The sequence below is a fragment of the Dyella sp. M7H15-1 genome (assembly GCF_004114615.1).
In the GTDB taxonomy this organism is placed as follows: Bacteria; Pseudomonadota; Gammaproteobacteria; order Xanthomonadales; family Rhodanobacteraceae; genus Dyella_B.
This window is the reverse complement of record NZ_CP035300.1, coordinates 214,302-241,284: the sequence shown is the minus strand read 5'-3', so window position 1 is coordinate 241,284 and position 26,983 is coordinate 214,302. Positions and strand designations below refer to the sequence as shown.

General features: G+C 59.7%; 25 protein-coding genes. 13 read left to right on the top strand and 12 right to left on the bottom strand.

Annotation, left to right across the window (positions count from 1 at the left end; translation table 11 throughout):
* Positions 1–179 precede the first annotated feature (179 nt).
* Positions 180–530, bottom strand: a complete 351-nt coding sequence (locus EO087_RS01290; protein ID WP_128897286.1) for a helix-turn-helix transcriptional regulator — start codon at positions 528–530, stop codon at positions 180–182.
* 163 nt (positions 531–693) lie between these two features.
* On the opposite strand from EO087_RS01290, the gene EO087_RS01285 reads away from it, so the two are divergent.
* Entirely contained in the window at positions 694–984 is a 291-nt protein-coding gene (locus EO087_RS01285) for a hypothetical protein (RefSeq protein WP_128897285.1), read from the top strand.
* Positions 985–1,009: 25 nt separating this feature from the next.
* Here EO087_RS01285 and EO087_RS01280 read toward each other — a convergent pair whose 3' ends face one another.
* Positions 1,010–2,893 carry a peptidase M61 gene (locus tag EO087_RS01280; RefSeq protein WP_240669220.1) on the bottom strand — a complete coding sequence of 628 codons (1,884 nt, stop codon included), beginning with the start codon at positions 2,891–2,893 and terminating at the stop codon, positions 1,010–1,012.
* A gap of 196 nt (positions 2,894–3,089) precedes the next feature.
* On the bottom strand, positions 3,090–3,296 hold the full coding sequence (locus EO087_RS01275) for a hypothetical protein (protein WP_128897284.1): 207 nt from the start codon (positions 3,294–3,296) through the stop codon (positions 3,090–3,092).
* 208 nt (positions 3,297–3,504) lie between these two features.
* Here EO087_RS01275 and EO087_RS01270 point away from each other — a divergent pair, with 208 nt between their 5' ends.
* Positions 3,505–3,690, top strand: a complete 186-nt coding sequence (locus EO087_RS01270; RefSeq protein WP_128897283.1) for a hypothetical protein — start codon at positions 3,505–3,507, stop codon at positions 3,688–3,690.
* Positions 3,691–3,809: 119 nt separating this feature from the next.
* Here EO087_RS01270 and EO087_RS01265 read toward each other — a convergent pair whose 3' ends face one another.
* Positions 3,810–4,637 (bottom strand): SDR family oxidoreductase, encoded by an 828-nt coding sequence (locus EO087_RS01265; RefSeq protein WP_128897282.1) that lies wholly within the window; start codon positions 4,635–4,637, stop codon positions 3,810–3,812.
* 720 nt (positions 4,638–5,357) lie between these two features.
* On the opposite strand from EO087_RS01265, the gene EO087_RS01255 reads away from it, so the two are divergent.
* Positions 5,358–5,630, top strand: coding sequence for a DUF1778 domain-containing protein (locus tag EO087_RS01255; RefSeq protein ID WP_128897280.1), 273 nt, complete (start codon positions 5,358–5,360; stop codon positions 5,628–5,630).
* Between the two features lie 2 nt (positions 5,631–5,632).
* Entirely contained in the window at positions 5,633–6,121 is a 489-nt protein-coding gene (locus tag EO087_RS01250) for a GNAT family N-acetyltransferase (RefSeq protein ID WP_205744460.1), read from the top strand.
* Positions 6,122–6,266: 145 nt separating this feature from the next.
* On the opposite strand, the gene rodA is transcribed toward EO087_RS01250, so the two are convergent.
* The 5 genes from rodA to EO087_RS01225 form a co-directional block, all read right to left on the bottom strand.
* A complete protein-coding gene (gene rodA, locus EO087_RS01245; protein ID WP_128897278.1) occupies positions 6,267–7,382 on the bottom strand; it encodes a rod shape-determining protein RodA in 1,116 nt (371 codons plus the stop codon).
* Entirely contained in the window at positions 7,379–9,400 is a 2,022-nt protein-coding gene (gene mrdA / locus EO087_RS01240) for a penicillin-binding protein 2 (protein WP_128899759.1), read from the bottom strand. The genes rodA and mrdA overlap by 4 nt, the downstream gene beginning before the upstream one ends.
* Positions 9,401–9,608: 208 nt before the next feature.
* A complete protein-coding gene (mreD, locus tag EO087_RS01235) occupies positions 9,609–10,097 on the bottom strand; it encodes a rod shape-determining protein MreD (protein WP_128897277.1) in 489 nt (162 codons plus the stop codon).
* A complete protein-coding gene (gene mreC / locus EO087_RS01230) occupies positions 10,094–11,110 on the bottom strand; it encodes a rod shape-determining protein MreC (RefSeq protein WP_128897276.1) in 1,017 nt (338 codons plus the stop codon). Before mreC ends, mreD begins: the two co-directional genes overlap by 4 nt.
* A 203-nt stretch (positions 11,111–11,313) precedes the next feature.
* Entirely contained in the window at positions 11,314–12,360 is a 1,047-nt protein-coding gene (locus tag EO087_RS01225; RefSeq protein WP_128897275.1) for a rod shape-determining protein, read from the bottom strand.
* Positions 12,361–12,683: 323 nt separating this feature from the next.
* Here EO087_RS01225 and EO087_RS01220 point away from each other — a divergent pair, with 323 nt between their 5' ends.
* The 3 genes from EO087_RS01220 (at position 12,684) to EO087_RS01210 (ending at position 16,679) form a co-directional block, all read left to right on the top strand.
* The gene (locus EO087_RS01220; RefSeq protein WP_128897274.1) at positions 12,684–13,619 is read left to right on the top strand and encodes a carbohydrate kinase family protein; all 936 of its coding nucleotides are present in this window, start codon (positions 12,684–12,686) and stop codon (positions 13,617–13,619) included.
* Positions 13,620–13,765: 146 nt separating this feature from the next.
* The gene (gene fusA, locus EO087_RS01215; RefSeq protein ID WP_128897273.1) at positions 13,766–15,931 is read left to right on the top strand and encodes an elongation factor G; all 2,166 of its coding nucleotides are present in this window, start codon (positions 13,766–13,768) and stop codon (positions 15,929–15,931) included.
* A gap of 115 nt (positions 15,932–16,046) precedes the next feature.
* Positions 16,047–16,679: a hypothetical protein gene (locus EO087_RS01210; protein ID WP_205744408.1), complete on the top strand. Its 633-nt coding sequence runs from the start codon at positions 16,047–16,049 to the stop codon at positions 16,677–16,679.
* Between the two features lie 148 nt (positions 16,680–16,827).
* Here EO087_RS01210 and EO087_RS01205 read toward each other — a convergent pair whose 3' ends face one another.
* Positions 16,828–17,187 (bottom strand): DUF3828 domain-containing protein, encoded by a 360-nt coding sequence (locus tag EO087_RS01205; RefSeq protein ID WP_205744407.1) that lies wholly within the window; start codon positions 17,185–17,187, stop codon positions 16,828–16,830.
* 52 nt (positions 17,188–17,239) lie between these two features.
* On the opposite strand from EO087_RS01205, the gene EO087_RS01200 reads away from it, so the two are divergent.
* From EO087_RS01200 to EO087_RS01185, 4 genes are all read left to right on the top strand, one after another.
* Complete coding sequence (locus tag EO087_RS01200; protein ID WP_128897272.1) at positions 17,240–17,497, top strand: type II toxin-antitoxin system Phd/YefM family antitoxin; 258 nt, start codon at positions 17,240–17,242, stop codon at positions 17,495–17,497.
* Positions 17,485–17,829: a type II toxin-antitoxin system RelE/ParE family toxin gene (locus EO087_RS01195; protein WP_128897271.1), complete on the top strand. Its 345-nt coding sequence runs from the start codon at positions 17,485–17,487 to the stop codon at positions 17,827–17,829. The genes EO087_RS01200 and EO087_RS01195 overlap by 13 nt, the downstream gene beginning before the upstream one ends.
* A gap of 55 nt (positions 17,830–17,884) precedes the next feature.
* The gene (locus tag EO087_RS01190) at positions 17,885–19,486 is read left to right on the top strand and encodes a peptide chain release factor 3 (protein WP_128897270.1); all 1,602 of its coding nucleotides are present in this window, start codon (positions 17,885–17,887) and stop codon (positions 19,484–19,486) included.
* 95 nt (positions 19,487–19,581) lie between these two features.
* Positions 19,582–20,517, top strand: coding sequence for a type II CAAX endopeptidase family protein (locus EO087_RS01185; protein ID WP_128897269.1), 936 nt, complete (start codon positions 19,582–19,584; stop codon positions 20,515–20,517).
* 398 nt (positions 20,518–20,915) lie between these two features.
* On the opposite strand, the gene EO087_RS01180 is transcribed toward EO087_RS01185, so the two are convergent.
* Complete coding sequence (locus tag EO087_RS01180) at positions 20,916–23,384, bottom strand: acyl-CoA dehydrogenase (protein WP_128897268.1); 2,469 nt, start codon at positions 23,382–23,384, stop codon at positions 20,916–20,918.
* A gap of 1 nt (position 23,385) precedes the next feature.
* Entirely contained in the window at positions 23,386–24,285 is a 900-nt protein-coding gene (locus EO087_RS01175) for an alpha/beta hydrolase (protein ID WP_128899757.1), read from the bottom strand.
* Between the two features lie 120 nt (positions 24,286–24,405).
* Between EO087_RS01175 and EO087_RS01170 the strand changes: the two genes are divergently transcribed.
* Together EO087_RS01170 and EO087_RS01165 are read left to right on the top strand one after the other, a co-directional pair.
* Positions 24,406–24,984 (top strand): TetR/AcrR family transcriptional regulator, encoded by a 579-nt coding sequence (locus EO087_RS01170; RefSeq protein WP_128897267.1) that lies wholly within the window; start codon positions 24,406–24,408, stop codon positions 24,982–24,984.
* Between the two features lie 189 nt (positions 24,985–25,173).
* Positions 25,174–26,943, top strand: a complete 1,770-nt coding sequence (locus EO087_RS01165) for a phosphoenolpyruvate carboxykinase (GTP) (RefSeq protein ID WP_128897266.1) — start codon at positions 25,174–25,176, stop codon at positions 26,941–26,943.
* Positions 26,944–26,983: the final 40 nt, after the last annotated feature.

Genomic DNA, 26,983 nt, shown 5'->3' with positions numbered 1-26,983 from the left:
GGATAGTCAATGTGCGCTAGCGATTGTTAGCGCGATGTAACGAAGCGACTGAGGGCTGGTTAAGGCGACGCGGAGCACGAAGCGGCCCAAAGGATCACGAGTGCCATCAAAGACGCAGTGATTCTGTCGACTTCGATGAAAGACGGCGTGTCATGCGGAAAGCACAGGCCGCACCGCGGCTATTTCCCTTTCGGCGTGCCTTTGGCTGTTTTCGACCGCGACACTTTCTTGGCCGCGCCCCGTTTGCGGGTGGAAAGCCTGGGTGGCCGCTCCTGGCTGGTCGCTGTCATCAGGCGCTTCTCGTAGTGTTCGGCGAATTCGGGGAAGCTCACGTCATAGATGGCGCAAAATTCCCGGATCTGCAACAGGTCCACGCCACGTCGCCCTACTTCCACCGCCGAAACATACGTCTGCGGCCGGCCCAGGGCATCCGCTGCCTCCGCCTGCGTCAGGTCAGCCTGACGTCGGAGATCAAACAGCAGGCTCACCAGCTCGCGATGTTCTGCTGAATGGATGCCCTTTCGCTTCATAACCTTCCTTTTTTTGAGGTCGGCGACGACGTTATTACTCGTATTACGGTTACGCGAAAGTCAGTTTTTTACCTGTATTACGATTACAAAAAGAACTAGACTTGAAGCCATTGACAGTCCGCAACGGCAAGCAAGCATTCCTTTTTCATCAAGGAGATACGGCATGACAGGCAAGCCCTTTGTTCCTCGCGGCACCTCCCTTCCCGCCCATTACGCCCTGCCAGCCGGGGCGTTCCAGGACTTGTGCGTCGTCCGCGACGAACTTCGACTCTTTGCCGCCGTCACCGCACGGCGGGCCACCCATGATCCGGAGGTGTTGATCTGCCGCAACACGCTGGCGCACTGTTTCGATCACCTAGCGCAGCGGGTGGACGATATCGTGCGTGTTCTCAATGGCGACCCGGAAGACCACGTTGCTGGTGCGCATGCCGAGCAAGATCAGCGCAAAAACTAAAGCCTTGTGACCTTACAAGAAGCACTTACTTGCGTGGCGCGATGATCTCGCTCAGATAATCGGGCGTGCCTTTCACGCGCACCAGATGCGGATATCGCAGGCCATCGTGATAATCCACCGGCACGGTGCGGTAACCGCCCTGATACTTCAGCAGCAACTGGATCGGCGCCTTGCTGTCTTTGGCCGTGGCAATCGCATTCTTCAGCACGTCGGTCGAATAGTTCTGGCCGTTCACCGCCACTAAGGTGGCGCCCGTGCTGACACCGGCCTTGAAGGCCGGGCCGTCCCAACGTACGTCATTCACCTCACCCTTGTCGTTCATGGTCAGGCCGATCGACCAGGCGAAGTTGTACAAGTGCCGAGGCGATTGCGGCCGCTCGTTGTACTGCTTCTCGTACGCGCTTTCCTTGTCGGTATAGACCATCTTCCAGCCCGTTGCCGCAATACCATTCTCCAGTGGCGGGTTGAGTGCGTCGACACGCTCATGCAGGAAGCTGACCCAGTCATAAGGAGCCACGCTGTTCAACGCTGCCACCACGTCGTCAAACGTGTAGGTTTTAGTGACGTAGCTACCGTTGTCGACACCAAAGAACGCCTTGGCGAAATCATCCAGCGATTTCCTGTCGTGCGTGAGCGCGCGCAACTTCGCATCCACTTCAAGCCACATCATCTGGCCACCGCTGTAGTAATCCTCGCTCATTTGCCAACTACGGTACGGCAGGCTGGAACGGCGAGCGACGGTGGGGTCATTGGTGGTGTCTTCGAGCGTACGCCACTGGAAACCCGGCCGGTTGATCTGGTAATTGGCGGCCTCCATCGCTAACGCATCGAGGAACTGCTGCGCCGTCCACATGCCGGAACGCGCGGTCAGCACGTAGCCCCAGTATTGCGTCTGCCCCTCGTACACCCACAATAGCGAATCGCCCATCGGCACGTTGAAATTGGGCGTCCACAAGTCGACGGGACGGCGGAACTTGCCGTTCCACGAATGGGTGTATTCGTGGGGCAGCAGGTCGCGGCCGGGCGCTGCGTCGTCCCATGCGGTGAAATAATCGGCATCCATGCCATTCTCGCTGGACTGATGGTGTTCGGTGCCGTTGCCCTCCAGTACGCCTGACAGTGAGAACAGGAAGTCGTAATGGTCGTAATGGTGAGAGCCGAACAGCTTCATCGCCTGGGTGACCAGGGCACGGTGCACCCTCAATTGCTCGGACGTCATCTCCAGGTACTTCGGCGCATCCGCGACCACGTCCAGATGTACCGGCACATCACCGCCCGGATTGAGATCCACCCGCTTGAAATATTGACCGGCATAGACCGGTGAATCGACCAAATGGTTGAGTGTGATCGGCTTGAAGGTGACGGTGTCACCTGACTGTGAGGCCGTATCCAGCGCCGTACCAAACTGCCAGCCGCGCGCCAGCGTCAAGCTGGGGACGAAAGTGATACCGCGGGAAAAATAGCCCGCCGGATAGAGCAGCACCTTGCTCCACTCCATATCCATCATGCGATCGGTGATCTCGAAACCCTCGCTGTCGGTGCGGCCCGACATATATTGGAACGCCACATCGACGCTGGAGACGCCTGCGGGGACATCGAGATGGAACGCGTACACGTTGTATTCGTCACGCTTCCACACAAGCGGCCTGCCGTCGACGGTAACCTTCAGGCCCGCAAGCATGTTGATCGGACCGGTCGGCGAATGGTCGCCGGGAATCCACTGCGGATACAGCAACGTCAACGCGCCTGACCTCACCGGAATGGTTTCATGGATGCGAAAGATGCCATGGATGGTATCGTTGGCATCGATATGAATCGCGACTGGCCCCAGGTATGGCGTGTCCTGCGGCAGCGGCACGTCGTCGGTATGCGTTTGCTGAGCACCGGCAGTACCCGCAGCGAGTGCCATGGCGACAGCAAAAGCCAGACGAAAAAACATGCAAGGCACAGCATGCGGGCGAACAGCGTAAGGGACACGGGGCATGGAGGTTCCGGGAACGCGTGGAGATTGCACAAATTAACGATCGCCGCAGTGGGATCAGGCCAGTCATCCAGACATGGCCTAACTCCATGATGCCCTGCGCCAAATTGAATCACCGCAACGATTAGTCCTCATCGCAACGCCGGATAGCTTCAGCACGCGCCCTATCGTATTCAGCCTGCGTCATGGCGCCGGAGTTGAGCGCTGCCTGCAAGTCAATGAGCTGTTTACCGCACGTGTCGTTGTTCTGGGCGATGGCCCTTGAGCCACCACACGCCGCAAGCGACAGACAGAACGCCGCCGCCACCGTTGCAAACCATAGCCTGGTCATATCAGGACTCCCATTTCGTGGGTAAAAAAGGATCTTATACCTCAATGGTATTCAGGCCCTGTGCGATTCCGATGCCGTGACATGAAGTGGTTTTGGAACGCCTCTTGCTTCTTACTCAAGTAAGAGTGCCACCTGCCGATAGCCCTCTTAGCAAACGTAAGCCGGCATCCGACCCTTCATGTCGGTCCTTTCACGGGGGAACCCAGCCATGACTGAATCACTCGTTGAAGAACTGATGCTGCACAATCTCACCTGCTCCCAGTGTCAGGCAGGCGAGCCGTGCCTGGTTGCCGAGCATATTCAAGACAGTTGGCCCAGGCGCGTGGCCTCGGAAGCGGCAGCAAGCCTGCTGAAAATCACCACCGAGGACAAAGAGCATCGGGCAGCCACCTGAATACGGCAGCGTCACGCTGAGGTGAAACGACCATTACGTTGCCTCAGCATGACGCCGTGGGTCAGGATCGGTCCCGTTCGGTCTGACGCGCATTGGTACGGAACGACCGGCAATGCCTATCAGAGTCCGGAATGTTGCCTCACCATTTCTAGTCTTTGTGCTTCTGATAAGGTTTGGCGGAGCACGAATATCTGTTCGGCATCCTGACCAGCCAGATACATCACCTGGTCTGAGCCATCGGTCGCCGCCGTGAAAATAATCTCGGCAATCGACTCGGCACTGGAATAATTACCGCGTCGCATATCCATCGCCGACATAACCTTGGGTAGGGTGCCGCCATAAGCATGCTCACCGTCCGAGAACGTGCGCGCGAGTGATCGTCCGGAAAAATCGGTAGCCACTACGCCCGGCGCCACGAATTTGGCGCGAATACCAAGTGGCGCAAGTTCGAAAGACAGGGACTCGGTAAAACCGACCACTGCAAACTTGGTTGCGTGGTACAGAGAGAAAAAAGGAAGAGTCATCAAACCACCAAGCGAGGCGACATTGACGATCGTACCGCTGCCTTGCTTGCGCATGCTTGGCAGGACCGCGCGGATCACGGAAAAGGTGCCATCCACATTGGTGGCGAATTGACGGCGGACCTGCTCATCGGTCGCTGTTTCGAAAGGACCGAATAGGCCATAGCCAGCGTTGTTGATGACTGCATCAATCCTGCCGAAATGCTCTAGCGTTGCTGCGACCGCCCTTTCGACCGAAGCAGTGTCGGTCACGTCAAGTGGCAACACCACGACTTGCTCGTGTTCGGCCAGCGCCGCGCCATCCGTCGTATTTCGCATGGTAGCGGCGACGCGCCAGCCGCGTTCGACAAACAAATTCGCGGCGGCTAAGCCGATTCCAGATGAAGCACCAGTAATCAAAGCAACAGGGGCAGTTTTGATAGGCATATTACGTTTCCTTTGAAGAAAAAATATCCGGTGAAACGACAACAAACACTCCCGAAGCGGATCGCATCCCCGCAGAGTCGGAAGGCAACTGAACGGCTTTCCTGGATATCGGTAGTCGACACGGCACGAATCAGCCGCGCGGTTTAACGAATGCGGCGCTCATCGCTTATGAAAGGCGAACCAACAAATTAGTCCATAAAGCCAACCTGATCACGCCGACACGGGGATGATCAAGCATTCTATGCTAGACACCACACACCTGAGCCTTGAGCGGCGCAGCAGGGTCGATCTGTCGCTGTGGGAATATCACCTCGTGTTTGGCGCAGCGGAAAACATCATTGAACAATGCCTGCCTGTTGGTGAAGTAGATGTAGAGCGTGCAGGTGCCGATACCGGCCGACCTCGGTCAGCAGTCGACTCCAAAAGATTTCGCAGCCGACGATGCTCTTGCGCATTGCGTGTATGCCACCGGTCATGCGGGCAACCACCAGCCGGTGGCCAACTTGTCACCAAGGTCTTCTTCGCCGTCTCGTCGCCGATTGAAGCAAATAGCCGATCCAGGCTCACAATGTGCCCGCCAACCTTGGTCCTCAGCGCCGCAAGCTGGCGCACCGCGCGGGCCGGATCACCAGCCAGGTCCGCCGTGAGCTGAATGTATTGACAACAAATACACATTAACCTACCATGTGTATCTGTTGTATACACACTAAGGAGAAGGCCATGCGTGACGCCTCCATCAACTTGCGTGCGCTACCCGAGCAGCGCGACCTGATCGACCACGCCGCTAATCTGCTGGGCAAGAATCGCTCAGACTTCATGCTCGAAGCTGCGTGCGAGCGTGCGAAAGCGATTGTGTTGGATCAGGTCTTTTTCGCCCTGGACGAAAACAGGTTCCGGCAGTTCACTGCATTGCTCGATGCGCCACAAGACGCCAATCCTGGCCTTGAGCGCCTGATGGCTATCAAGGCTCCGTGGAGTACGAACAAGCCGTGAACATGCCGCTTTCAGCACCGCAGTCGCTCGCCGCGACGCATCGACTCGACGAGCTCAATTGCGGCGAGCCATCGCTGGACGATTGGCTGAAACGGCGCGCACTGACCAACCACCTCAACGGGGCCAGCCGCACCTTCGTTGTGATCGATGCAGACCAATGCGTGCGTGGGTATTACGCTTTGGCAGCCGGGGCTGTCGCGCACCAGGAAGCCACCGGTGCCGTCCGGCGCAACATGCCTGATCCGGTGCCAATGATGGTGCTCGCAAGGCTCGCGGTGGATGCTCGCACTCAAGGCATCAAGCTTGGCGCGGCCTTGCTCCAAGACGCCGTAACGCGCGTGCGATCTGTCGCAGAAAATGCTGGTGTCCGGGCATTGTTCGTTCATGCGTTGAACGAGCGTGCGAAGCAGTTTTATGAGCACTATGGTTTTCGGCCATCGCCAATGCACCCAATGACCTTAATGCTCCCGCTGAAACAACATCCGCAATAATGACGGTGCAGATCCCTGTCGGTCAGGTGTCGTGTTGCTCTTGAAAACGCGAACAACCAGTCAGCGCGACATTGGTTTGGCCCGCTCCAGATTTGCCAATCTTAGGCGAGGTGCGAAATGACCAACAACGTAGGTTGATTCCGACTCAATCATGCACTTTGCGATTGGCGTGAATCGACATCAGCACACCGAAGCCCACCAACAACGACACCGCCGAAGTGCCACCGTAACTCACCATCGGCATCGGCACGCCTACCACCGGCAGCAACCCCGCCACCATGCCGCCGTTGACGAACACGTAGACGAAGAAGCTCATGCCGATCGCGCCAGCCAGCAGACGCGAATAGGTATCGCGGGCTTCCATCGCAATCCACAGGCAGCGCCCGATGATGAAGGCGTACAGCACTAGGATCGCGCAAACGCCAATCAAACCGAACTCCTCGGAGAACACCGCGAAAATGAAGTCGGTGGTGTGCTCAGGCAGGAAGTCCAAGCGTGATTGCGTACCCTGTTCGAAGCCCTTGCCGAACACGCCACCGGAACCTACTGCGATTTGCGACTGGATGATGTGCCAGCCGTTGCCGAGCGGATCGGATTCCGGATTCAACATGGTGAGTACGCGGTCACGCTGGTATTGGTGCATGAAGTGCCAGGCAATCGGCACCATGCCACCGACGGCGGCAAGCAGCAAACCGATACGCCACCATGCCATGCCCGAGAGGAACAAGGCGAATGCCCCGGCCGCCGTGACCAGCAATGCTGTACCTAGGTCGGGCTGTTTGGCGATCAGCCCAGCTGGAATGGCGATCAACGCGCCGACCACCGCAATATCCTTCCAGCCCGGCGGCAACTGACGCGGATGCAGATACCAGGCCACCATCATCGGCATAGTGAGCTTCATCAGCTCTGACGGTTGGAAACGCATGACGCCGAGATTGAGCCAGCGATCTGCGCCACGCCCTTCGCCCAATACCGCCACGACGACCAGCAACACCGTACTACCTGCGTAGAGCCAGGGCGTCCAATTGCGCAATGTTGATGGCGGAATGCGCGACATCAACAGAATGAAGATACCGCCCAGCACAAAGCGCGCAGCCTGCCCGCCCACCAACGATATGCTGGCATCGCCCGCGCTATAGAGCGTTACCAGCCCTACGCCACACAAGATCATCAGCGCAAATGCCAGCGGCAGATCGATGCGTGGACGCGTCCATACGCGGCGAAAGAAACGATGCAGACGCGTGCGCCAAGTATCGATCATTGCGAATCGTCTCCTGCGCTGGAGCTGTAGGGTGCGGGCGTGTCGCTCTGCGGGGTGTCTTCGGGCATCACTTCTACCGATCCGGCGGTGCTTATGCCAGGCGCGGGGACGGACGCCACGCTGGATTCCGGCAGTGGCTTGTTGGGCGGAACCGCACCGCCTTGTGTCGCAAGCCAAGCGTCGAGAATCTTGCGGGCGATGGGACCGGCGTCATCCGCGCCCCACACCCCCGCCTCCAGCACCACGGCAACCGCGATGCGGGGGTTCTCCGCCGGCGTGAATGCTTCAAACCAGGCACGATGGCGCGCGGCAAGATAGGTTGAATTGCGATTTTCATTGTAGGTATCGCTGGTGCGCGAGAAACGCTCGGCAGTACCGCTTTTGCCCGCGATGCGATACGGAAAACCTTCGCCCAGCTTGACCCGATAACCGGTGGACAACGGGTCATTGCTGTAGATCACCAACTGCATGCCCTCGTTCACGGCCTCCCAGTCTTTCATGTTTTTGATCAGGGACGGCCCTGACGGAGGATTGGGCAGCGGCGAGGGCAACTTGCCGACATCAGCGGTCGACATCACCACGCGCGGCGCGTAAGGCACGCCGCGTCCTGCAAAGGTTGCCAAGGCATGGGCCAACTGCATGGCGGTGACCGACCAATACCCCTGGCCGATACCCGTGATCACCGTTTCACCGGGATACCAAGCGGGTTGCTTGGGTGAATGTTTAGCCTTCCACTCGCGCGACGGCAACACGCCGGATGATTCGCTGGGAAGATCCACGCCGCTGGGATGCCCGAATCCATAGGAGCCCATGAATTCACTAAGGCGATCGATGCCAAGATCTAGGGCGAGCCGGTAGAAGTACGTATTGACCGACGCGTAGATCGCCTTATAGAGGTTCGTCGTGCCGGCGCCGTAGCGCTGGTCGTCGCGATAGCCCCGCGATTGTCCGGGAATGTAGAACGTGCCGTTGGAAAACACCGAATCCTGCGGCGTGCGCACACCGTATTCCAAACCGGCCAACCCCATGAATGGCTTCACCGTCGAGCCCGGCGGATAAGCGCCCTTCAGCGCACGGTTGAGCAACGGCTTGTTGGTATCCGTAATCAGCGTTTTGTAATCCGCATTGCTGATGCCATTGATGAACAAATTCGAATCAAACTGCGGCACACTGACCATCGCCAACACCTGTCCGTTCCGCGGATCGATGGCGACGGCCGCACCCAGGCGACCTTCGAAAGCATCCTGGGCTGCTTTTTGGATGCGTGCATCGATGCTCAGGTAAAGGTTTTTGCCAGGTATCGGCGGATGTGTTTCCAACACCTGCTGAATGCGTCCATCGGCATTTACTTCATCAAGTTCATAGCCTGGCAAGCCGTGCAGCATGTCCTCGTAAGAACGCTCCAGACCAGTGCGTCCGATGTGCGTGGTGCCCTTGTAGCGATCCGGATCGAGGCTGATCTGATCGTCCGCATCGATACGGCTAACGTAACCCACCACATGCGCAAACAGTGGCCCCAGCGGGTAGTAGCGGGTGAGGTAAGGCACCACATCCACACCTGGGAACCGCCAGCGATTCACCGCGAAGCGCGCAATATCGTCTTCCGTGAGGCGCATCTTCAGGGGCACGCTATCGAAACGGCGCGATTGCTTGAGTTGCTTGCGGAAGGTGTCGATATCGTCCTTGTCAAGCGGCACGACTTTGCCCAGATCGGCCAGCATATCGTTCATGTGCTGCACTTGATCCGGACGAACTTCAAGCCGGAACGCGGGCACGTTGTCGGCCAGCAAGATGCCGTTGCGGTCGTAGATCAATCCTCGTGCAGGCGGAATGGCACGCGGCTTCACACTGTTGTTGACGGAGCGCAGCGCGAATTCATCGTGATGCAGCACCTGCAGGAACACATAGCGCCCGACCAGCGCGCACAAGCCCAGCAGGATCAGGGCAAAGCCAGTGATCGCACGCCGGCGGAACAGCTCGCCTTCGCCACGCGTGTCTTTGAAACGGCGGCGGATCAGCTTGGGCACGGGAATGCCTCACTGGTGTGGGACTCGGGACTCGGGACTCGGGACTCGGAAAAAGCGGGTACTGCGCAGCGCTTTGCTTTTGCGCGCTCATCCAGTGACGGCATCTGCATGTCATGCGATAAGCCATGGACTTGCGGACTTTCCCGAGTCCCGAGTCCCGAGTCCCGAGTCCCGCTATAAAAATCCCAAGTCCCGCTATTCATTGCACCCTCAACCGCATCCGCAGATCGTCCAGCAGCAGGAACAGGAACGGCCACAGCAACGCACTGACGAAGGGGGATGCCCACCACAAGGCTGGCGGCGTGGATTCACCAGCAAACGCACGCACGATCAAAAGCAGGAAGCGATCGTTGAGCAACAACGCCAGCACCGCAAGCGTTTGCTGCCACATCGGAAAGAAGCGCAAGCGCGCGCGGAAGCGTAGCGCGATAAACACCAGCACGCACAGACGCAACGCTTGCTCGCCCAACAACACCCCGTTGAACATATCGGCGCATACACCCAGCACGAAGGCCAGGCCCAGCGTCACACGCTGATCACCCGACTCCATCGCCCAATACAACAACACCAATGCGGGCCAGTAGGGTTTGAACGGATCAAGCACATGCGGCAATGGGATCAGCATCAGCAACAGCGAGGCGGCCAGCGTGCCGACAAACCACCAGAAGGAGAAACGCTGGCGGCTCATGTCTGCAACGCTCCCACCGGGGTTGCATCGGCCTGCGCCGAAGCGGGCTTGGCGGACGGCACAGGTATCGATGGACGCGGAGCCACTGCCGTACTCGCTGGCGTCGGAGCAGGTGCTGCTTCATCCGCGGGCGGCCCCGCGGGGGACGGCGGCGGTGGCGGACCGGCTGGCTCGGCCAGATCATGCAGTACCAGCACTTCATCGCTGCGATCCAGGTCCGCGCCGGGATTGGCCTTCGCTTCGAGGAACATGCCGCTGGCCGCCGGCCCGACACGGGTGACCTCGCCCACCGGGAAACCCTCGGGAAAACGACCACCCAGGCCGGAGGTAAGCAGCTTGTCGCCGGGCCGGATATCGGCGGCCATCGGTATCGTCGGCAGCGTAAGTTGCTCACCCGTACGGGAGCCGTAGGCAATCGTGCGCAGCCCGGTGCGTTCAATCACGACCGGCAATGCATGATCGGGATCGGTGACCAGCATCACCGCCGCGGAGTTCGGCAGGACATCGATAATCTGGCCCATTACGCCATGGGCGTCGATCACTGGCTGGCCTGACTTAATGCCATCGCGCGTACCGAGGCTGATCATCATGCGGTGGCGATATGCGCCAAGGTCCATGCCGATCACGCGCGCCATCTGCACATGCAACTTCAGGCTGTGCTGGGTATCGAGCAACTCCTTGAGACGTTCGTTCTGCTGGGCCACAGCCGCCATGCGATTGAGTTTGGCGTTGGCCAGCAGCAGATCTTCGCGTAAGCGCTGGTTCTGCTCGGTCAGCATGCGGCGATCCGCAAAGGCTACGCTAAGCGCGTGCATGCCCTCGGCCGGCAGGCTCGCCAGCCGGTAGACAGGTTCCACCACGATCGCCGTCGCATAACGCATGCGCCACAACCATCCGTTACGATGATCGAGCACCATCAAGACCACCGCGATGGCGAGATAGAAGATCAACCGCAGCGTTCCGGCAGCAGTGCCGGCAAACAGAGGCGAGGGTTCGTCGCGTGTCAGGGCCATACGTGAACTCCACGCCCACCGTAAATCCACTCCCTCTCACCGCCGGGGAGAGGACTGGGGTGAGGGGACCATCTCGCGAGAGACTTTGCGACGAGTGCCTTTTTAGATGCGCTTCGAATCAGCATGGACGCAAGCCTTGGCCCCTCACCCTACCCTCTCCCCGACGGGGAGAGGGAATAATGAGCCCTCGCCAGCGAGGACAGTTACTCAGGTGCGAAGAAGTCGCTGCCGTGCTGATCAATCAGCTCCAGCGCCTTGCCGCCACCACGGGCCACGCAGGTCAGCGGATCGTCCGCCACCTGCACATGCAAACCGGTCTCTTCCGATAGCAGACGATCCAGATCGCGCAGCAACGCACCACCGCCGGTGAGCACGATGCCACGCTCGGCCACATCGGAGCACAGTTCCGGCGGCGTCTGCTCCAGAGCCGCCTTCACCGCGGCCACAATGCCGGCGAGCGGCTCGTGCAGGGCTTCCAGGATTTCGTTGGAGTTGATCGTAAACATGCGCGGCACGCCTTCGGCCAGGTTACGGCCGGAGATTTCGATCTCCTTGACCTGGCTCTGCGGGAAGGCACAGCCGATTTCCAATTTGATGCGCTCGGCAGTCGATTCACCGATCAGCGTGCCGTGATTGCGGCGCACGTAGTTGATGATGGCTTCGTCGAAGCGGTCGCCGCCCACGCGTACGGATTGCGAATAGACAATGCCGTTCAGCGAGATCACCGCCACTTCGGAGGTACCGCCGCCGATATCCAGCACCATCGAGCCGCGCGCCTCGTGCACCGGGATACCGGCGCCGATCGCCGCAGCCATTGGCTCTTCGATCAGGAACACATCGCGGGCACCGGCGCCTTCGGCCGATTCCTTGATGGCGCGGCGCTCCACCTGGGTGGAGCCGCATGGCACGCACACCAGCACGCGAGGGCTGGGACGCAGCAGGCGCGAGCGGTGTACCTGACGGATGAAGTGCTGCAGCATCGCCTCGGTCATGGTGAAGTCGGCGATCACGCCGTCCTTCATGGGACGCACAGTGGCGATATTTCCAGGGGTACGACCCAGCATGCGCTTGGCGTCGCCACCCACGGCAGCAACGGCGCGGGGACCACCCGGCCCTCGATCCTGGCGGATGGCTACGACGGATGGTTCGTTTAGGACGATGCCCTGGCCCCTTACGTAAATAAGCGTATTGGCTGTGCCTAGGTCGATGGAAACATCGTTCGAAAACATCCCGCGAAACTTCTTGAACATGGGTCCGCCGCGTGTCGACTCTGGCTAAAAAGCAAGCGCGCCAGTCTAGTCAGCAAACCCCTTGGCCGCAAGGATATTCTCGTTAAGAAAGGCTTGTTTTGACGACGGAACGCGGCGTGAGGAACGAGAAACGTGCTGATCATGCGAATGCCCGATTTTCGCCCCTTCCTTGCCCTCTAGAGACGGGGTGGGAGCAGATGCTAGAGCGCTGACACCTTCAAGCCCCCAATCCCCTGTTTCCCGTTCCCCGATCTCACGCTACGATAATGTGTTTGCCGCCACGCGGCTGCGCCATACAGCTAACTTCGGGGATCACCACGCCCATGTCTGCCGTCATCTGCGGATCACTCGCCTACGACACCATCATGGTGTTCCAGGACCAGTTCAAGAATCACATCATTCCCGATCAGGTGCACATTCTGAACGTGTCCTTCCTCGTTCCGCGGATGCGCCGTGAATTCGGCGGCTGCGCCGGCAACATCGCTTATAACCTGAAGCTGCTGGGTGGCGATCCGCTGCCAGTGGCCGCGGTGGGCCAGGATTTTGCACCCTATCGCGACCATCTGGAAAAATGCGGCATCCGCATGGAATGCATCCGCGTGTTTGACGATCAATTTACATCACAGTGTTTCATTACCACCGACCTCGACAATAATCAGATCACCGCCTTCCACCCGGGCGCCATGTCCAGCGCGCACGAAAATCATGTGCGCAACATTCCGAACATCAGCTTCGGCATCGTCGCTCCGGATGGCCGCGAGGCAATGCTGCAGCACGTGGACGAATTCGCCGCGCGCGGCGTGCCCTTCGTGTTCGATCCCGGCCAAGCGATGCCACTGTTCAATGGCGAGGAGTTCCGCGCCATGATCGAAAAAGCTACCTACGTGATCGCCAACGATTACGAGTCGCAGTTGCTGCAGCAACGCACTGGCTGGAGCGCCGTCGATATCACCTCGCGCGTGCAAGCGTACATCGTGACGCTTGGCCCACGCGGCTCGCTGATCCATGCGGACGGCACCACGCATGACATCCCTCCGGCACGCGAGCGTCAGGTGATTGACCCCACCGGCTGCGGCGACGCTTATCGCGCCGGCCTGATCTTCGGCATTATGAAAGGCTGGGAGTGGCCCACCATCGGCCGGGTAGCCTCGTTGATGGGGGCATTGAAAGTGGAACATCCCGGCACGCAGAACCAGCACTTCAACTACGACCAATTTGCTGCCGAGTTCAAGGAACAGTTCGGCTACGCGCTGACCTGATCCCGGAGAGCAGCATGTCGGTCCTTGCCAACATCGTCGTCACGATCATTCGGAAACGCCGAATACACATTGAAAACGTACGCTGCGGGCTGTACCAAGGCGCCCGCCTCCATCGCTAAACCGCTTCTACTCATGGAATCAAGACTGTGGCTCGTCAAAAACCTCTAAACCTGTATCGCAACATCGGCATCATTGCCCACATCGACGCCGGCAAGACCACCACCACCGAGCGCGTGTTGTACTACACGGGCAAGAAGCACCAGATCGTCGACGTGCATGACACGAAAGACGGCAAGGGTTCGACCACCACCGACTACCTCGAGCAGGAACGCAAGCGCGGCATCACCATTCAGTCCGCCGCTGTATCCACCGAGTGGAAGGGCCACCAGATCAACGTGATCGACACCCCAGGCCACGTGGACTTCACCATCGAAGTGAACCGCAGCTTGCGCGTGCTCGACGGCGCCGTGGTGGTGTTCGACGGCGTGGCCGGCGTGGAACCGCAGACCGAAACCAACTGGCGTCTGGCCGACCAGTACAACGTGCCGCGCATGTGCTACGTCAACAAGATGGACCGCATCGGTGCGAACTTCAAACACGCCGTGGAAGGCATCAAGAACCGTCTCGGCGCCAACGCCGTGCTCTGCCAGGTACCACTGGGCAGCCACGACGATTTCATCGGCATGGCCGACCTGATCACCGGCCAGGGCTACATCTGGGAAGGCCACGACAAGGACAGCAAGTGGGAAATCATCCCGCTGGACCAAATTGCCAACCACCCGAAGGTGCAGGCTTTCACCACCGCCGCGGACAAGGAATGGGTATCCCAACTCGCCGCACTGCGCGAAGAAACCATCGAAAAAGCGCTGGAAATGGACGATGAAGCCTTCGACAAGCTGCTCAATGCGGGTGACGTCGAAACCTTCGTCAAGAGCGGCGACTTCAGCCTGGAACTGCTGAAGAAGTCCATCCGTACCGGTTGCGTGCAGGGCAAGCTGGTGCCGGTGTTTTGCGGCTCCTCCTACCGCAACAAGGGCGTGCAGCAGCTGCTCGACGGCGTGGTTGACTACATGCCGTTCCCGGGTGAGAACGGCGGCATCGGCCTGGTGGACGAAGACGGTAACGTGGTCGGCGAACAGGGCGTGGTGGACGAAGCCCCGGCCCGCGCACTGGCCTTCAAGGTGATCAACGACCAGTTCGGCACGCTCACCTTCTGCCGCATCTATTCGGGTGTGATCAAGAAGGGCGATACCCTGCAAAACGTCACACGCGGCAAGAAAGAGCGCATCGGCCGCATCGTGGAAGTGCAGGCCAACGCCACCAAGGACATCGAAGAAGTGCGCGCCGGCGACATCTGCGCCTTCGTCTCGATGAAGGAAACCGAGACCGGCGACTCGCTCACCGATCCGGCCCATCCGGTGCTGCTGGAGCGCATGCGCTTCCCCGACCCGGTGATCAGCGTGGCGGTGGAACCGAAGAGCCGCAACGACATCGACAAGCTTTCCACCGCGCTCTACAAGATGGTGAAGGCCGACCCGTCGCTACGCATGGAAGTGGACAAGGAAACCGGACAAACCGTGCTCAAGGGCATGGGCGAACTGCACCTGGAAATCACCATTGACCGTATGCGCACGGAGCTCGGCGTGGACGCGAACATGGGCAAGCCCAAGGTCAGCTTCCGCGAAGCCTTCGGCCAGACCGTCGAACACACTTACACGCACAAGAAGCAGTCCGGCGGCTCGGGGCAGTTCGCTGAAGTGAAGATGATCTTCGAGCCGGGCGAACCGGGCAGCGGCGTGGTGTTCTCCGACGAAATCGTCGGCGGCCGCGTGCCGCGCGAATACATCCCGGCCGTTGAGCACGCCATCACGGTGGAATCGCGCCAGGGCCAGGTGGCCGGTTACGAAGTACTGGACTTCAAGGCACGCCTGATCGACGGCAAGTACCACGACGTGGACTCCTCGGCGCTGGCCTTCGAAATCGCCGGCCGCGCCTGCTTCCGCGAAGCACAGCGCATGTCCAAGCCGAAGCTGCTCGAGCCGATCATGAAGCTCGAAGTAGTCACCGAAGCCGACTACCTCGGCGACGTGATCGGCGACATCAACCGCCGCCGCGGCTCGATCAGCGAACAGGGCCAGAAGGGCACCAACGCCTTCGTGCAGGGCTTCGTGCCGCTGTCCGAAATGTTCGGCTACATCAACTTCCTGCGCTCGGCCACCAGTGGCCGCGGCACCTTCACGATGATCTTCGATCATTACGAAGAAGTGCCGGCGAGCATGGTGGCGAAGTTGATGGAGAAGGAAGCGAAGTAAGGACAAAAAAGCCCGGGCGAGAGCCCGGGCTTTTTTTGCACGGGAGGCCCATTCACTAAGCAATGACGCGCCTCCCTCGATATTTCGCACTACTCGATGGCATGAGATGTGTCGTATGAAATATCTGCGTGTTCCAGGCTCGAAGCTCTCGGCTCATCCTATCGGCGCCGCCCCGCTTCTTATGCTTATTGCCCTGAGCGGATGCAGCGGCACCCTTCCTACGAATGCCTCGCGCGCGGACAACACCGCATCGGCTGTGGCCATGACTAGCGGCGCGCCATGCGCCGGCACCGTGATGGCGCCTTTCGGATTGAGCGAGGTTAGCGATCCGGACCTGCTGAAGTCAGCCTTGGGGATGGCTGGCAAAGGCGGCTTATGCGCCGGCAAGGTGTATCGCGTGGATCAGCCTTTAACGGTCTACCGCGTGTGGGATAGCGGTAATCCGAACGCGCAATTCGGCCGCTGGTGGACATTCAATCCGCCCACGGGGCCACTCGACACTTTTCGCAGCGCGTACGAAATTTGTCCGGAATGGAGTCGTCTGGACAAGATCAAGCAATGCCGCTTGAAGGCCGGGCAAAAAATCGTGCTGGGGACCGGGCAAAGTGCGCAATGCGCCAGCCATCTCAGTTATGCGCAATCGGCGGACTTGCAGGTCTTTATTCCGAACGACACGCGAGATCCCAACAACATGGTGCTGGATGTCGACCATTGCCTGCCGGATGCCAATTGGACGGCCAATCGATAGGGATGCTCGAAACAATATTGATAGGCACGGGCCGACACGATCCAGATCGTCGGTACGACCTAGGGTAGAACTGCGCAACGAGCCAAAAAGGCGAAGGTCAGAAGTAATCCAGCATATCCTCTACCTTCATGATCCTCCACCTATGGTCCTACTTCCGCAGAAAAACCAGCACGCTCACTTTTTCGTTAGACCCAAACGTTATTGGCACAACAGCAACCCCTTCCAGCATGATGGCGGGATGGACCGCCATGCTGTTTTCCCAATCTTTCTCGTCGTAGTCCTGCACTTTGGTGAAGTAGTCCCCATCACCCGGAAGCGTCCCACGTCGATAGTCACCCCGTAGGGCATTGATCGTCTTCTTTTCGACGTACAGAAAGATTCGGTCGTCGAGCAACGGAAACTTTCCTTGAGAGTCAATCCGTATGTACCACGAATAAAACGCTTTCGTGATGACCTCTGGGGTCGAATTGTCTTGCGCCACCGCCCCTCTGACCCCGAGCAGAGTCACCAGGAACGTAAGGCACTGGCATCTCCTAAAGTGATACTTTAGTATCACTCGCATGCGCACCGAATTGGTCACCACCCTCAAACGCCAGGCCACTGAACTGTTGGCTGACCTGGAGCGCCACCGCGAGCCAATCCTGATAACCCAGCATGGCTTGCCTAGCGCTTATCTTGTCGATGTTGTGTCTTACGAAGCCATGCAGCGGCGCATGAAGCTGCTGGAAGGCATTGCGCGCGGTGAACGTGCGGTGGAAGAAGGCCGCACCTTGACGCATGAACAGGCAAAGGAACGCCTCAAACGATGGCTGAAGTGATTTGGACCGATCCGGCGCTCAGTAAGCTGGAAGAAATCGCCGATTACATCGCGCTCGAAAATCCCCTCGCGGCAAACGAGCTCGTTCAACGCGTTTTCGCACACATAGGGCAGCTTGCTGACCATCCTGAGAGCGGCTCCAAGCCGCAGGAGCTGAAGGGATGGCGTTATCGGCAAATCATCGAGCCACCATGCAGAATCTTCTACCGTATCGACGGGGATCAAGTTTTCATCCTCTATGTCATGCGCAGCAAAAAGCGGCTTCTTTCCAATAAGCTGGACAGGCGAAGCTCAGCGACACCCACCCGAAAAATCGGGCGAGGGGCAACCTGAGGAACCTTGCCGTTCCACGCTACAATAAGCGGTTAGCACCCCAGCCGATCCGCCCATGTCCGCCCACCTCCAAGAAACCCACCGCCGCCGCACCTTCGCCATCGTCAGCCACCCTGACGCAGGCAAGACCACCCTGACGGAAAAGCTGTTGCTGTTCGGCGGCGCGATCCAGATGGCCGGCTCGGTGAAGGGCCGCAAGGCTGCGCGGCATGCGACGTCCGACTGGATGGCGCTGGAAAAGGAGCGCGGCATTTCGGTGACCTCGTCGGTGATGCAGTTCCCCTACGAGGGCAAGATCGTCAACTTGCTCGACACCCCCGGCCACGCGGATTTCTCCGAGGATACCTACCGCGTACTGACCGCGGTGGACTCGGCGTTGATGGTGATCGACTGCGCCAAGGGCGTGGAAGAACGCACCATCAAGTTGATGGAGGTGTGCCGGCTGCGCGACACGCCGATCATGACCTTCATCAACAAGCTGGACCGCGAAGGCCGCTCGCCGATCGAGTTGCTGGACGAAGTGGAATCGGTGCTCGGGATTGCCTGCGCCCCCGTCACTTGGCCCATCGGCATGGGCAAGCGCCTGAAGGGCGTGTATCACCTGCTACTGGACGAAGTGCACGTTTTTGAAGCGGGCAAGAACTTCACCCGCCAGAACTCGACCATCTTCAAGGGGCTGGATGCGCCAGGGCTGGAAGCCACCATCGGTAGCGAGGCGCTGAAAGAGTTGCGCGAGGAACTGGAGCTTATCCAGGGCGCCTCGCACCCGTTCGACCTGGACAAGTATCTGGCCGGTAAGCTGACACCGGTGTTCTTCGGCTCGGCGGTGAACAACTTCGGCGTGCAATTACTACTGGATTTCTTCGTGGAGCATGCACCCCCACCACGCTCTCGCAACACGCTGAGCCGCGAGGTCAAGCCGGAAGAAGAAAAACTCACCGGCTTCGTCTTCAAGATCCAGGCGAACATGGACCCGGCGCACCGCGACCGTGTCGCCTTCATGCGCGTCTGCTCGGGTACCTACAGTGCCGGCATGAAGATGCTGCAAACGCGCACCAACAAGGAAGTACGCATCGCCAACGCGCTGACCTTTATGGCCAGCGATCGCGAAATCGTGGAAAGCGCCTATCCGGGCGACGTGATCGGCCTGCACAACCACGGCACGATCAGCATCGGCGACACCTTCACCGAAGGTGAGCTGGTGAGCTTCACCGGCATCCCCAACTTTGCGCCGGAATTGTTCCGCCGTGCGCGCTTGCGCGATCCGCTGAAGATGAAGGCGTTGCAGAAAGGTCTGGCGCAGCTTTCGGAAGAAGGCGCCACGCAGTTCTTCCGGCCGCTAATGAGCAACGACTTGATTCTGGGCGCCGTCGGTGTGCTGCAGTTCGACGTGGTGGCTTACCGTCTGAAAGACGAATACGGCGTGGATGCCAGCTTCGAACCGGTCACCGTGGTCACCGCGCGTTGGATTCACTGCGACGATGAGAAAAAGCTGGAAGAATTCCGCGAGAAGAACATCATGAATCTTGGCATCGATGCTGCCGGTGAACTGGTGTATCTGGCGCCGTCACGCGTGAACCTGCAATTGGCGCAGGAACGTTCGCCTGCAGTGCGCTTCGCGACCACACGCGAGCATGCGACGTCGGTGGCGATGTAAAAGTTCGGCCATCGCCACCATGACTTGAGTCACGCTGACGGCAGCGGGAATCATCGTTAGAGTGCTTTTCTCATAGTCAGGGGGAAGCAGCTCGCATGATCGACACATCACTCGCCTTCACCACGCCTGCGGGCATATCGGCATGGAAGCGCTGGCTGCTGTACTCGCCGCTCGCACGTATCGTGATGTTTGCCCTGGGCTTTTATCTGCTGAGCCAGGCCATTGGCCGGCTCGACCACGCCACGTGGCTACATAACGCGGCCCGGACGCCTTGGAACAATGGACTGGCCTATCTCTCCATCTTCGTGCTGTCATCGTTCCTGATTTACCTGGGGCTGGTAAAGCTGGTGGAACGCCGCCGCATGGTCGAATGGTCGCCACGAAACTGGACCGGCGTGTGGGCAGGCATCATCGGCGGTGTTCTCCTCTTTACCGTCGCAGTCGGCGCGCTGTGGCTGGTGGGCAGTTATCACGTGACCGGCACCAATCCCCACGCAGACTGGCTGCTCGCCTTGTTGATGGTTGCGCTGGGCGCTGGCATCGGCGAAGAAATCCTGTTCCGCGGCGTGCTGTTTCGCATCGTCGAAGAAGGCTTGGGCACCTGGGGTGCACTGCTGATCTCGGCACTGTTCTTTGGTGCGGCACACATCATGAATCCCGGCGCTACGCTTTGGAGTGCCGCCGCCATCACCGTCGAGGCCGGCTTGCTGCTGGGCATGATCTATCACCTCACGCGTTCACTCTGGCCATGCATTGGCTTGCACGCAGCGTGGAATTTCACGCAAGGTACGGTTTACGGTATCCCTGTTTCCGGAACCCACGCCGACGGTTGGCTGGTTTCACAACGCACCGGGCCGGATTGGCTCAGCGGCGGCGCGTTTGGCGCCGAAGCATCGGTGGTGATGTTGTCGCTCTGCTCGGTTTGCACCGTGGTGTTGATCGTGGTGGCCGTGCGCCGCGGCTCGATCGTGCCGCCGTGTTGGCGCAGGAAGACATCGGAAGCAATCAGCGCCCGGAACCCCGCGACTTGATGGCGAAAGACACTGGGTCCCGGCCTATGCCCATTGCTGTCTGGGGAACATTGTGTCGAGTGCGAGTGGCGAAAGACGAGCATGGAGTGAGGGTCCGGGCGAAGCGCGCGATTCAGTTCTTTCGCAAGACTTTGTTTTCGCGCGCTGGCCGAACCCTCACCCGCCTGCCGGCACCCTCTCCCGAAGGGAGAGGGGCTCACTCATCAGATATTTCGCAAGTCACCACATCCGCTGATGCGGTGAAAGCTCTGGTAAAAGCGACACTCCATCGATTGGTGCGATCTTCCCCAGACAGCAGTGTGCCTGCGCCGGGACGACGAGTATGAAGCAATCGATTCAGCTGAGGCTATCTCCCCGCGGAACGCGGGGAGAATGATCGGTCATACAGCGGGTACTCGTTACGCCGCGTCCGCCAACTTCTTCGCATCCTTGCGCGTCACCGCCGAGCGCAGCTCGATCGGATCGAAATCATCCACCGAGATGAACTCGAACACGCCTTCACGGACGCGTTTGAGCAAGGCTGCTTCGCTGGTATCGATCACGCCGGCTTTGACGGCTTCATCGAGTTGCCCCAGATAATCGTGCGAGCTGAACTGGCCAGCTTTCTGCACCTTGGCGAACTTACGCTCGATCGGTTCGGCGGCGATCACATCCGGCAGCAGCTTGTTCATGCGGCCGACGGTGTTGTTGGGTGTCGGGGTGAGATACGCCCATTCCAGCAGACGGTCGCGCGCCTCGCCCGGCGCCGTGATGATGGCAGCGACGCGTCGGCCCAGGCGATCCGACGGTGGCACTTCGCGGCGGCCGAACGGGAACACCAGCACGTGCAGCAGCCAGCCGATCGGACGCACCGGGAAGTTGCGAATGGCGCCGTCCAGCGCCATCTGCGTGCGCCACATGCATTCGTGGAAGGCCCAGGCGAGCAGTGGGCGATCCGCTTCCGGCCGGCCGGTATCCTCGTAACGCTTCAGCATGGCGCTGGCGATATACAGATAACTGAGTACGTCGCCAAGGCGAGCGGAGAGTTTTTCCTTGAACTTCAGCTTGCCGCCGAGGACGCCCATGAAGGTGTCTGCGCACAGTGCCAATGCAGCGGAATAACGATTGAGTTTGCGGTAGTAACGGCGCGTGTAGGCATCGCCCGCAGTGTCGCCGATACGTGCAGCAGTCACGCCAAGCACAAAGCTGCGCACGGCGTTGGAAATGCCGAAACCAAGATGTCCAAACAGCGCACGATCGAAGGTCTTCAGGCGCTCGCTGTAATCGGCAATCGACAGCGCCTGCATTTCCTTCAACACATAAGGATGACAGCGAATCGCGCCCTGACCGAAGATCATCAGGCTGCGCGTCATGATGTTCGCGCCTTCCACCGTGATGGCGATGGGCACGCCTTGCCAGGCACGACCGGCGTAGTTCTTCGGTCCCAACTGCACGCCCTTGCCGCCGTGTACGTCCAGCGCATCGCCAGCGACAGTACGGCCCCATTCGGTGGCGTGGTATTTGGCAATGGCGGAAGGCACGGCCGGCTTCTCACCACGGTCCACCGCAGCGGCCGTCGCGCGCGACAGCGCCGCCGTGGCATAAGTCAGACCGCCGATGCGCGCCAGCGCCTCTTCCACACCTTCGAAACGCGCGACGGCCAGACCGAACTGCTTGCGCATGCGCGCATACGCACCGGTGCCGGCGACCGCCATGCGCACGCCGCCGGTTGCATTGGAGGGCAGCGAAATAGCGCGACCTACCGAAAGGCATTCCACCAGCATGCGCCAACCGTGACCGGCCATATGCGGGCCACCGATCAGAGTCGACAGTGGTGCAAAGATATCTTTGCCGCGCACCGGTCCGTTCTGGAACGGAATATTGAGCGGCATATGGCGGCGGCCGATTTCCAGACCCGGCGTGCTACGCGGCAACAGCGCCAGCGTGATGCCGAGGTCTTCCTTGTCGCCAAGCAAATGTTCCGGGTCATACAAGCGGAACGCCAGGCCCACCACCGTGGCGACCGGCGCCAGCGTGATGTAGCGCTTGTCGAAGTTGAGTTTCATGCCGATGGTTTCCACACCATCGACGATCTGCTTGCAGACGATGCCGTAGTCGGGAATCGAGGTGGCATCCGAACCGGCATATGGGCCGGTCAGCGCAAAGCATGGGATTTCTTCGCCTACCGCCAGACGCGGCAGGTAGTAGTTCTTCTGCTCGTCGCTGCCGTAGTGCAGCAGCAGTTCGGCCGGTCCGAGCGAGTTCGGCACCGCCACGGTCGACGCCACCGTGGCCGACATGGTGGCCAGCTTTTGCAGCACGGCCGAGTGCGCCAGCGCCGAGAAACCCAGGCCGCCGTATGCCTTCGGAATGATCATGCCGAAGAATTTGTGCTTCTTGACGAAGTCCCAAACCTCCGGCGGCAGGTCGGCCAGTTCGTGCGTGATCTGCCAATCGTCGATCATGCCGCACAGTTGCTCGACCGGGCCGTCGAGAAAGGCTTTCTCCTCCACACTCAGTTCGGGCTTGGGCTGCTTGAGCAATTCATGCCAATCGGGCTTGCCAGAAAACAGTTCGCCTTCGAAGCCGACCGTGCCGGCTTCCAGTGCGGTCTGTTCAGTGTCTGACAGTTTTGGCGTCACCTTGGCAAACATCTTCAGCAGCGGCGCGCTGATGTTCTTGCGGCGGAAGTCAGTCATCAACAGCGGCACGGCAACGAGCAGCACGATGAGCAGCAGCAAGACCATGGTCTTGGGTGCAGCGACCAACAAGCCGACCACTAGCGTCACCACGATCGTGGTGATGACCCATGCCCGCAAACTGCTGCGGTGATAGGCACAGGCGCCGGTCGCGAAAAGTGCCGCCAACACGGTTAGTAGTACAGACATCTCAACACCTCGTTGCAGGTTGCTCGATCGCCTCGTCGGCGTCGACGGATTCCAGGCTCGCGATAAAGCCTGCTATTTGGGCCGTGAATGCATCGTTCGCGTCACCGGCCAACATATGGGTAGCCCCTGGTACCTCGGCATGGCGGGCATGCGGCGCCAGGGACAGGAATTCATCTACGGTGTGGCGTGACACGACATCGCTGCACTCACCAGAAAGCAACAACACCGGCACTTCAACCGTGGATGCCGCGGCAAGCAGGCGCGGTTGATAGCGCTCGCTCTCGCTGACCAGGCCTCCTGCCAGCAAATCCGGGTCCCAATGCCAACGCAGGCGACCATCTGTGCCTTCGCGCAACAGCGGGCGCAGTTGCTGCTCGCTCTTGCGCTCGCGCCGCTGCGGCAGGTATGCCGCAATCTGCTCGGCAGCTTCTACATAACTGGCGAATCCGTCGGGATGCGCTTGCATGAAGGCAAGAATGCGCTCGACGCCGGAAGTTTCCCAGCGTGGCGTGATATCGACCAGTACCAGTGCACGGAATGGTATCGGCCGCATCTCTCCGGCCACCACCAGACCCAGCAGACCGCCCATCGAAGCACCGACCAGGATGGGCGGCTTCGGCTGGGCTCGAGCCAGGCCGAGCAGATCTTCGACAAACTGCTCCATGTGGTATTCGCCACCGGGAACACGATCGCTTTCGCCGTGACCTCGGCTGTCGAAACTCACGCAACGGCAACCCTGTGCAGCCATGGTCGCAGCCGCCGCGTTCCATGCACCGCGAGTTTGGCCAAAGCCATGCGCGAACAACAGTGTTGGCTGTCCCGAGGCGTTATACAGATCCACCGCCAGGGACAAGCCATCGGCAGTGCGGCAAGACGTTCGAACGGGCGAATGAGATTCCATACGCATGAGTATTGGTTGCTTCAGGGTTGTCGTCAACCGGCCGCCAGGTGCGCCGTTTCGGGCATCCCTGCGGCGGGAAGACGCCCACAGTTCCATTTCGGCCTGGGCTACCATACGTAAATGAATGTCCGCCAAAAACCAGAACGCACGCGTCTTTCCGCCGAAGATTGGGAAGATGCCGCCCTCAACCTGATCGCCGAACAAGGTGTCGGCGCGCTGGCCGTCGAGGCGTTGGCTCGCCAGCTCGGCGTTACCAAAGGCAGTTTTTACTGGCATTTCCGCACGCGCGAAGCCCTGCTTCAGGCCGCACTGGAACGCTGGGAGCAGTACGGCGAGCGCGAAATCATCAGCCAGATCGAAGCAATCCCCGATCCGCGCGAGCGCCTGCCCGAACTGTTCCGCCGCGTCGCCCATGAGCTGCACCCGCACCGCGTTTACGCCGCCTTGTTGAACGCATTGGACCACCCACTGGTGGTGCCGGTGATGGCACGCGTCTCAAAGCGGCGTACGGAATTTCTTCATGAGGCGTACATCGAGGCCGGGCTGGAGATCGATGAAGCGCTCAACCGCGCCCGTTTGACCTACGCCGCCTATGTCGGCTTTCTGCAGCTCAATTTCACACTTGGTCTGCCAAGGTTGTCCCATGAAGAGTTCGACGCCTACGTCGAACATATGATCGCGACCCTGATTCCGGATTAAGAGCCGGGAATCGAGAATAGGGATTCGAGAATCACAAGAGCAGAGCGAGCATGATTCTGCTTTCAGCTTTTAGCTATGCCTCATTTACGATTCCCATTCCCGGCCTTGCTGCATGCAACCTTGCAATGCCAGTTCCCGTAACTTAGCGTCGTGCCTCTTTTTTATAGGTAGACCAAAGCGAGGGGAAACATGACGAGCAAGCTGGATTCGCTCGATCAATGGGTGAAAGACGTGGCGGCCACAACCCGCCCCGCGACAATCCATTGGTGCGATGGCTCCGATACCGAATATCGGACGCTGGTACAGCACATGCTGCGCAGCGGAGATCTGATCGAACTCAATCAGCAGACCCATCCAGGCTGCTACCTGCATCGCTCCAGCCCATCGGATGTGGCGCGCGTGGAGCATCTGACCTTCGTCTGCACGAAGGACGAAACCGATGCAGGCCCCAACAATCATTGGATGGCCCCGGCCGATGCGCACGCCAAGATGAATGCGTTGTTCCAGGGCTGCATGGAAGGCCGCACCATGTACGTCATTCCGTACTGCATGGGGCCGATCGATTCGCCGCTGTCACGTTGCGGCGTGGAAATCACTGATAGTCCGTATGTGGTGGTGAACATGCGCACCATGACGCGCATGGGTGCCGCAGCCCTTGCTCGCATCGAGCAGGAAGGCACATTCGTAAAGGGTCTGCACTCTACCGGCGAACTGGATCCGGAGCGCCGTTTTATCATGCATTTTCCGGAAGAGCTGTCGATCCAGTCGTATGGTTCCGGCTACGGTGGCAACGCGCTACTCGGCAAGAAGTGCCACGCGCTTCGTATCGCCAGCTATCAGGCACGCGCTGAAGGCTGGCTGGCCGAGCACATGCTTATCGTCGGCGTCGAAAATCCGCACGGCCAAACACACTACATCGCTGCGGCCTTCCCGTCGGCATGTGGAAAAACCAATCTCGCGATGTTGATTCCACCGGCAGGTTATCGCAAGGACGGTTGGCGCGTGTGGACCATCGGCGACGACATCTGCTGGATGCGCCCAGGGGCGGATGGGCGTCTGTACGCCATCAACCCCGAGGCCGGCTTCTTTGGCGTGGCACCGGGCACCAGCGACAACAGCAACCCTAACGCACTGACCACCATCGCTCAGGACACCATCTTTACCAACGTGGCGGTCACGGCCGACAACCAGCCCTGGTGGGAGGGCCTGCCTGGCACGCCAGTCACCGACTGGCAGGGTCGTCCTTATGACCCAGCCAAGGGTCCTGCCGCGCACCCGAATTCGCGTTTTACCGTCAGCGCCAAGCAATGCCCCACTTGGTCATCGAAGGCCGAAGATGCGCAAGGTGTGCCGATCAGCGCCATCGTATTCGGTGGCCGCCGTCCGTCATTAGTACCGTTGGTGATGGAGGCGCGCGACTGGACGCACGGCGTGCTGATGGGTGCGGCGATGGGTTCGGAAACGACAGCTGCAGCGACCGGTGCCGTGGGTGTGTTGCGTAGGGACTCGATGGCCATGAAGCCGTTTTGCGGCTATCACTACGGCGATTACTTCACACACTGGCTGTCGTTCGACAAGCCGGGCGCCAAGTTGCCGAAGATCTTCCACGTGAATTGGTTCCGCAAAGGCAAGGATGGCAAGTTCCTGTGGCCGGGCTTCGGCGATAATCTGCGTGTACTGGAGTGGATGATCGCCCGCGTGGAAGGCAAGGTACGCGGCGCGGAAACCGCCATCGGCACCGTGCCCGCCAATGGCGAATTGAAACTGGATGGCCTGAACTTGCCGTGCGAAACATTGGTCGAGCTTCTCGACGTCAACAACGACGGCTGGCAGACCGAACTGCATGCCATCAGCAAATACCTCGACAGCTTCGCCGAGCGCCTGCCCGCTCGCCTACGACAGGAACAGCAACGCGTCGCCCGCGCGCTGGAAACACCACGCAAGGCGATTAACGCTTGAAGTTCTGATTCATCTCCCCTTCGGGTCGCCACCCGCACCC

Excerpts from the sequence above, each read along its gene's own strand:
- EO087_RS01290 (WP_128897286.1), bottom strand. The coding sequence starts at position 530 with ATGAAGCGAAAGGGCATCCATTCAGCAGAACATCGCGAGCTGGTGAGC.
- EO087_RS01285 (WP_128897285.1), top strand. The coding sequence starts at position 694 with ATGACAGGCAAGCCCTTTGTTCCTCGCGGCACCTCCCTTCCCGCCCAT.
- EO087_RS01280 (WP_240669220.1), bottom strand. The coding sequence starts at position 2,893 with ATGGCACTCGCTGCGGGTACTGCCGGTGCTCAGCAAACGCATACCGAC.
- EO087_RS01275 (WP_128897284.1), bottom strand. The coding sequence starts at position 3,296 with ATGACCAGGCTATGGTTTGCAACGGTGGCGGCGGCGTTCTGTCTGTCG.
- EO087_RS01270 (WP_128897283.1), top strand. The coding sequence starts at position 3,505 with ATGACTGAATCACTCGTTGAAGAACTGATGCTGCACAATCTCACCTGC.
- EO087_RS01265 (WP_128897282.1), bottom strand. The coding sequence starts at position 4,637 with ATGCCTATCAAAACTGCCCCTGTTGCTTTGATTACTGGTGCTTCATCT.
- EO087_RS01255 (WP_128897280.1), top strand. The coding sequence starts at position 5,358 with ATGCGTGACGCCTCCATCAACTTGCGTGCGCTACCCGAGCAGCGCGAC.
- EO087_RS01250 (WP_205744460.1), top strand. The coding sequence starts at position 5,633 with ATGCCGCTTTCAGCACCGCAGTCGCTCGCCGCGACGCATCGACTCGAC.
- rodA (WP_128897278.1), bottom strand. The coding sequence starts at position 7,382 with ATGATCGATACTTGGCGCACGCGTCTGCATCGTTTCTTTCGCCGCGTA.
- mreD (WP_128897277.1), bottom strand. The coding sequence starts at position 10,097 with ATGAGCCGCCAGCGTTTCTCCTTCTGGTGGTTTGTCGGCACGCTGGCC.
- mreC (WP_128897276.1), bottom strand. The coding sequence starts at position 11,110 with ATGGCCCTGACACGCGACGAACCCTCGCCTCTGTTTGCCGGCACTGCT.
- EO087_RS01225 (WP_128897275.1), bottom strand. The coding sequence starts at position 12,360 with ATGTTCAAGAAGTTTCGCGGGATGTTTTCGAACGATGTTTCCATCGAC.
- EO087_RS01220 (WP_128897274.1), top strand. The coding sequence starts at position 12,684 with ATGTCTGCCGTCATCTGCGGATCACTCGCCTACGACACCATCATGGTG.
- EO087_RS01210 (WP_205744408.1), top strand. The coding sequence starts at position 16,047 with ATGAAATATCTGCGTGTTCCAGGCTCGAAGCTCTCGGCTCATCCTATC.
- EO087_RS01200 (WP_128897272.1), top strand. The coding sequence starts at position 17,240 with ATGCGCACCGAATTGGTCACCACCCTCAAACGCCAGGCCACTGAACTG.
- EO087_RS01195 (WP_128897271.1), top strand. The coding sequence starts at position 17,485 with ATGGCTGAAGTGATTTGGACCGATCCGGCGCTCAGTAAGCTGGAAGAA.
- EO087_RS01190 (WP_128897270.1), top strand. The coding sequence starts at position 17,885 with ATGTCCGCCCACCTCCAAGAAACCCACCGCCGCCGCACCTTCGCCATC.
- EO087_RS01185 (WP_128897269.1), top strand. The coding sequence starts at position 19,582 with ATGATCGACACATCACTCGCCTTCACCACGCCTGCGGGCATATCGGCA.
- EO087_RS01180 (WP_128897268.1), bottom strand. The coding sequence starts at position 23,384 with ATGTCTGTACTACTAACCGTGTTGGCGGCACTTTTCGCGACCGGCGCC.
- EO087_RS01175 (WP_128899757.1), bottom strand. The coding sequence starts at position 24,285 with ATGGAATCTCATTCGCCCGTTCGAACGTCTTGCCGCACTGCCGATGGC.
- EO087_RS01170 (WP_128897267.1), top strand. The coding sequence starts at position 24,406 with ATGAATGTCCGCCAAAAACCAGAACGCACGCGTCTTTCCGCCGAAGAT.
- EO087_RS01165 (WP_128897266.1), top strand. The coding sequence starts at position 25,174 with ATGACGAGCAAGCTGGATTCGCTCGATCAATGGGTGAAAGACGTGGCG.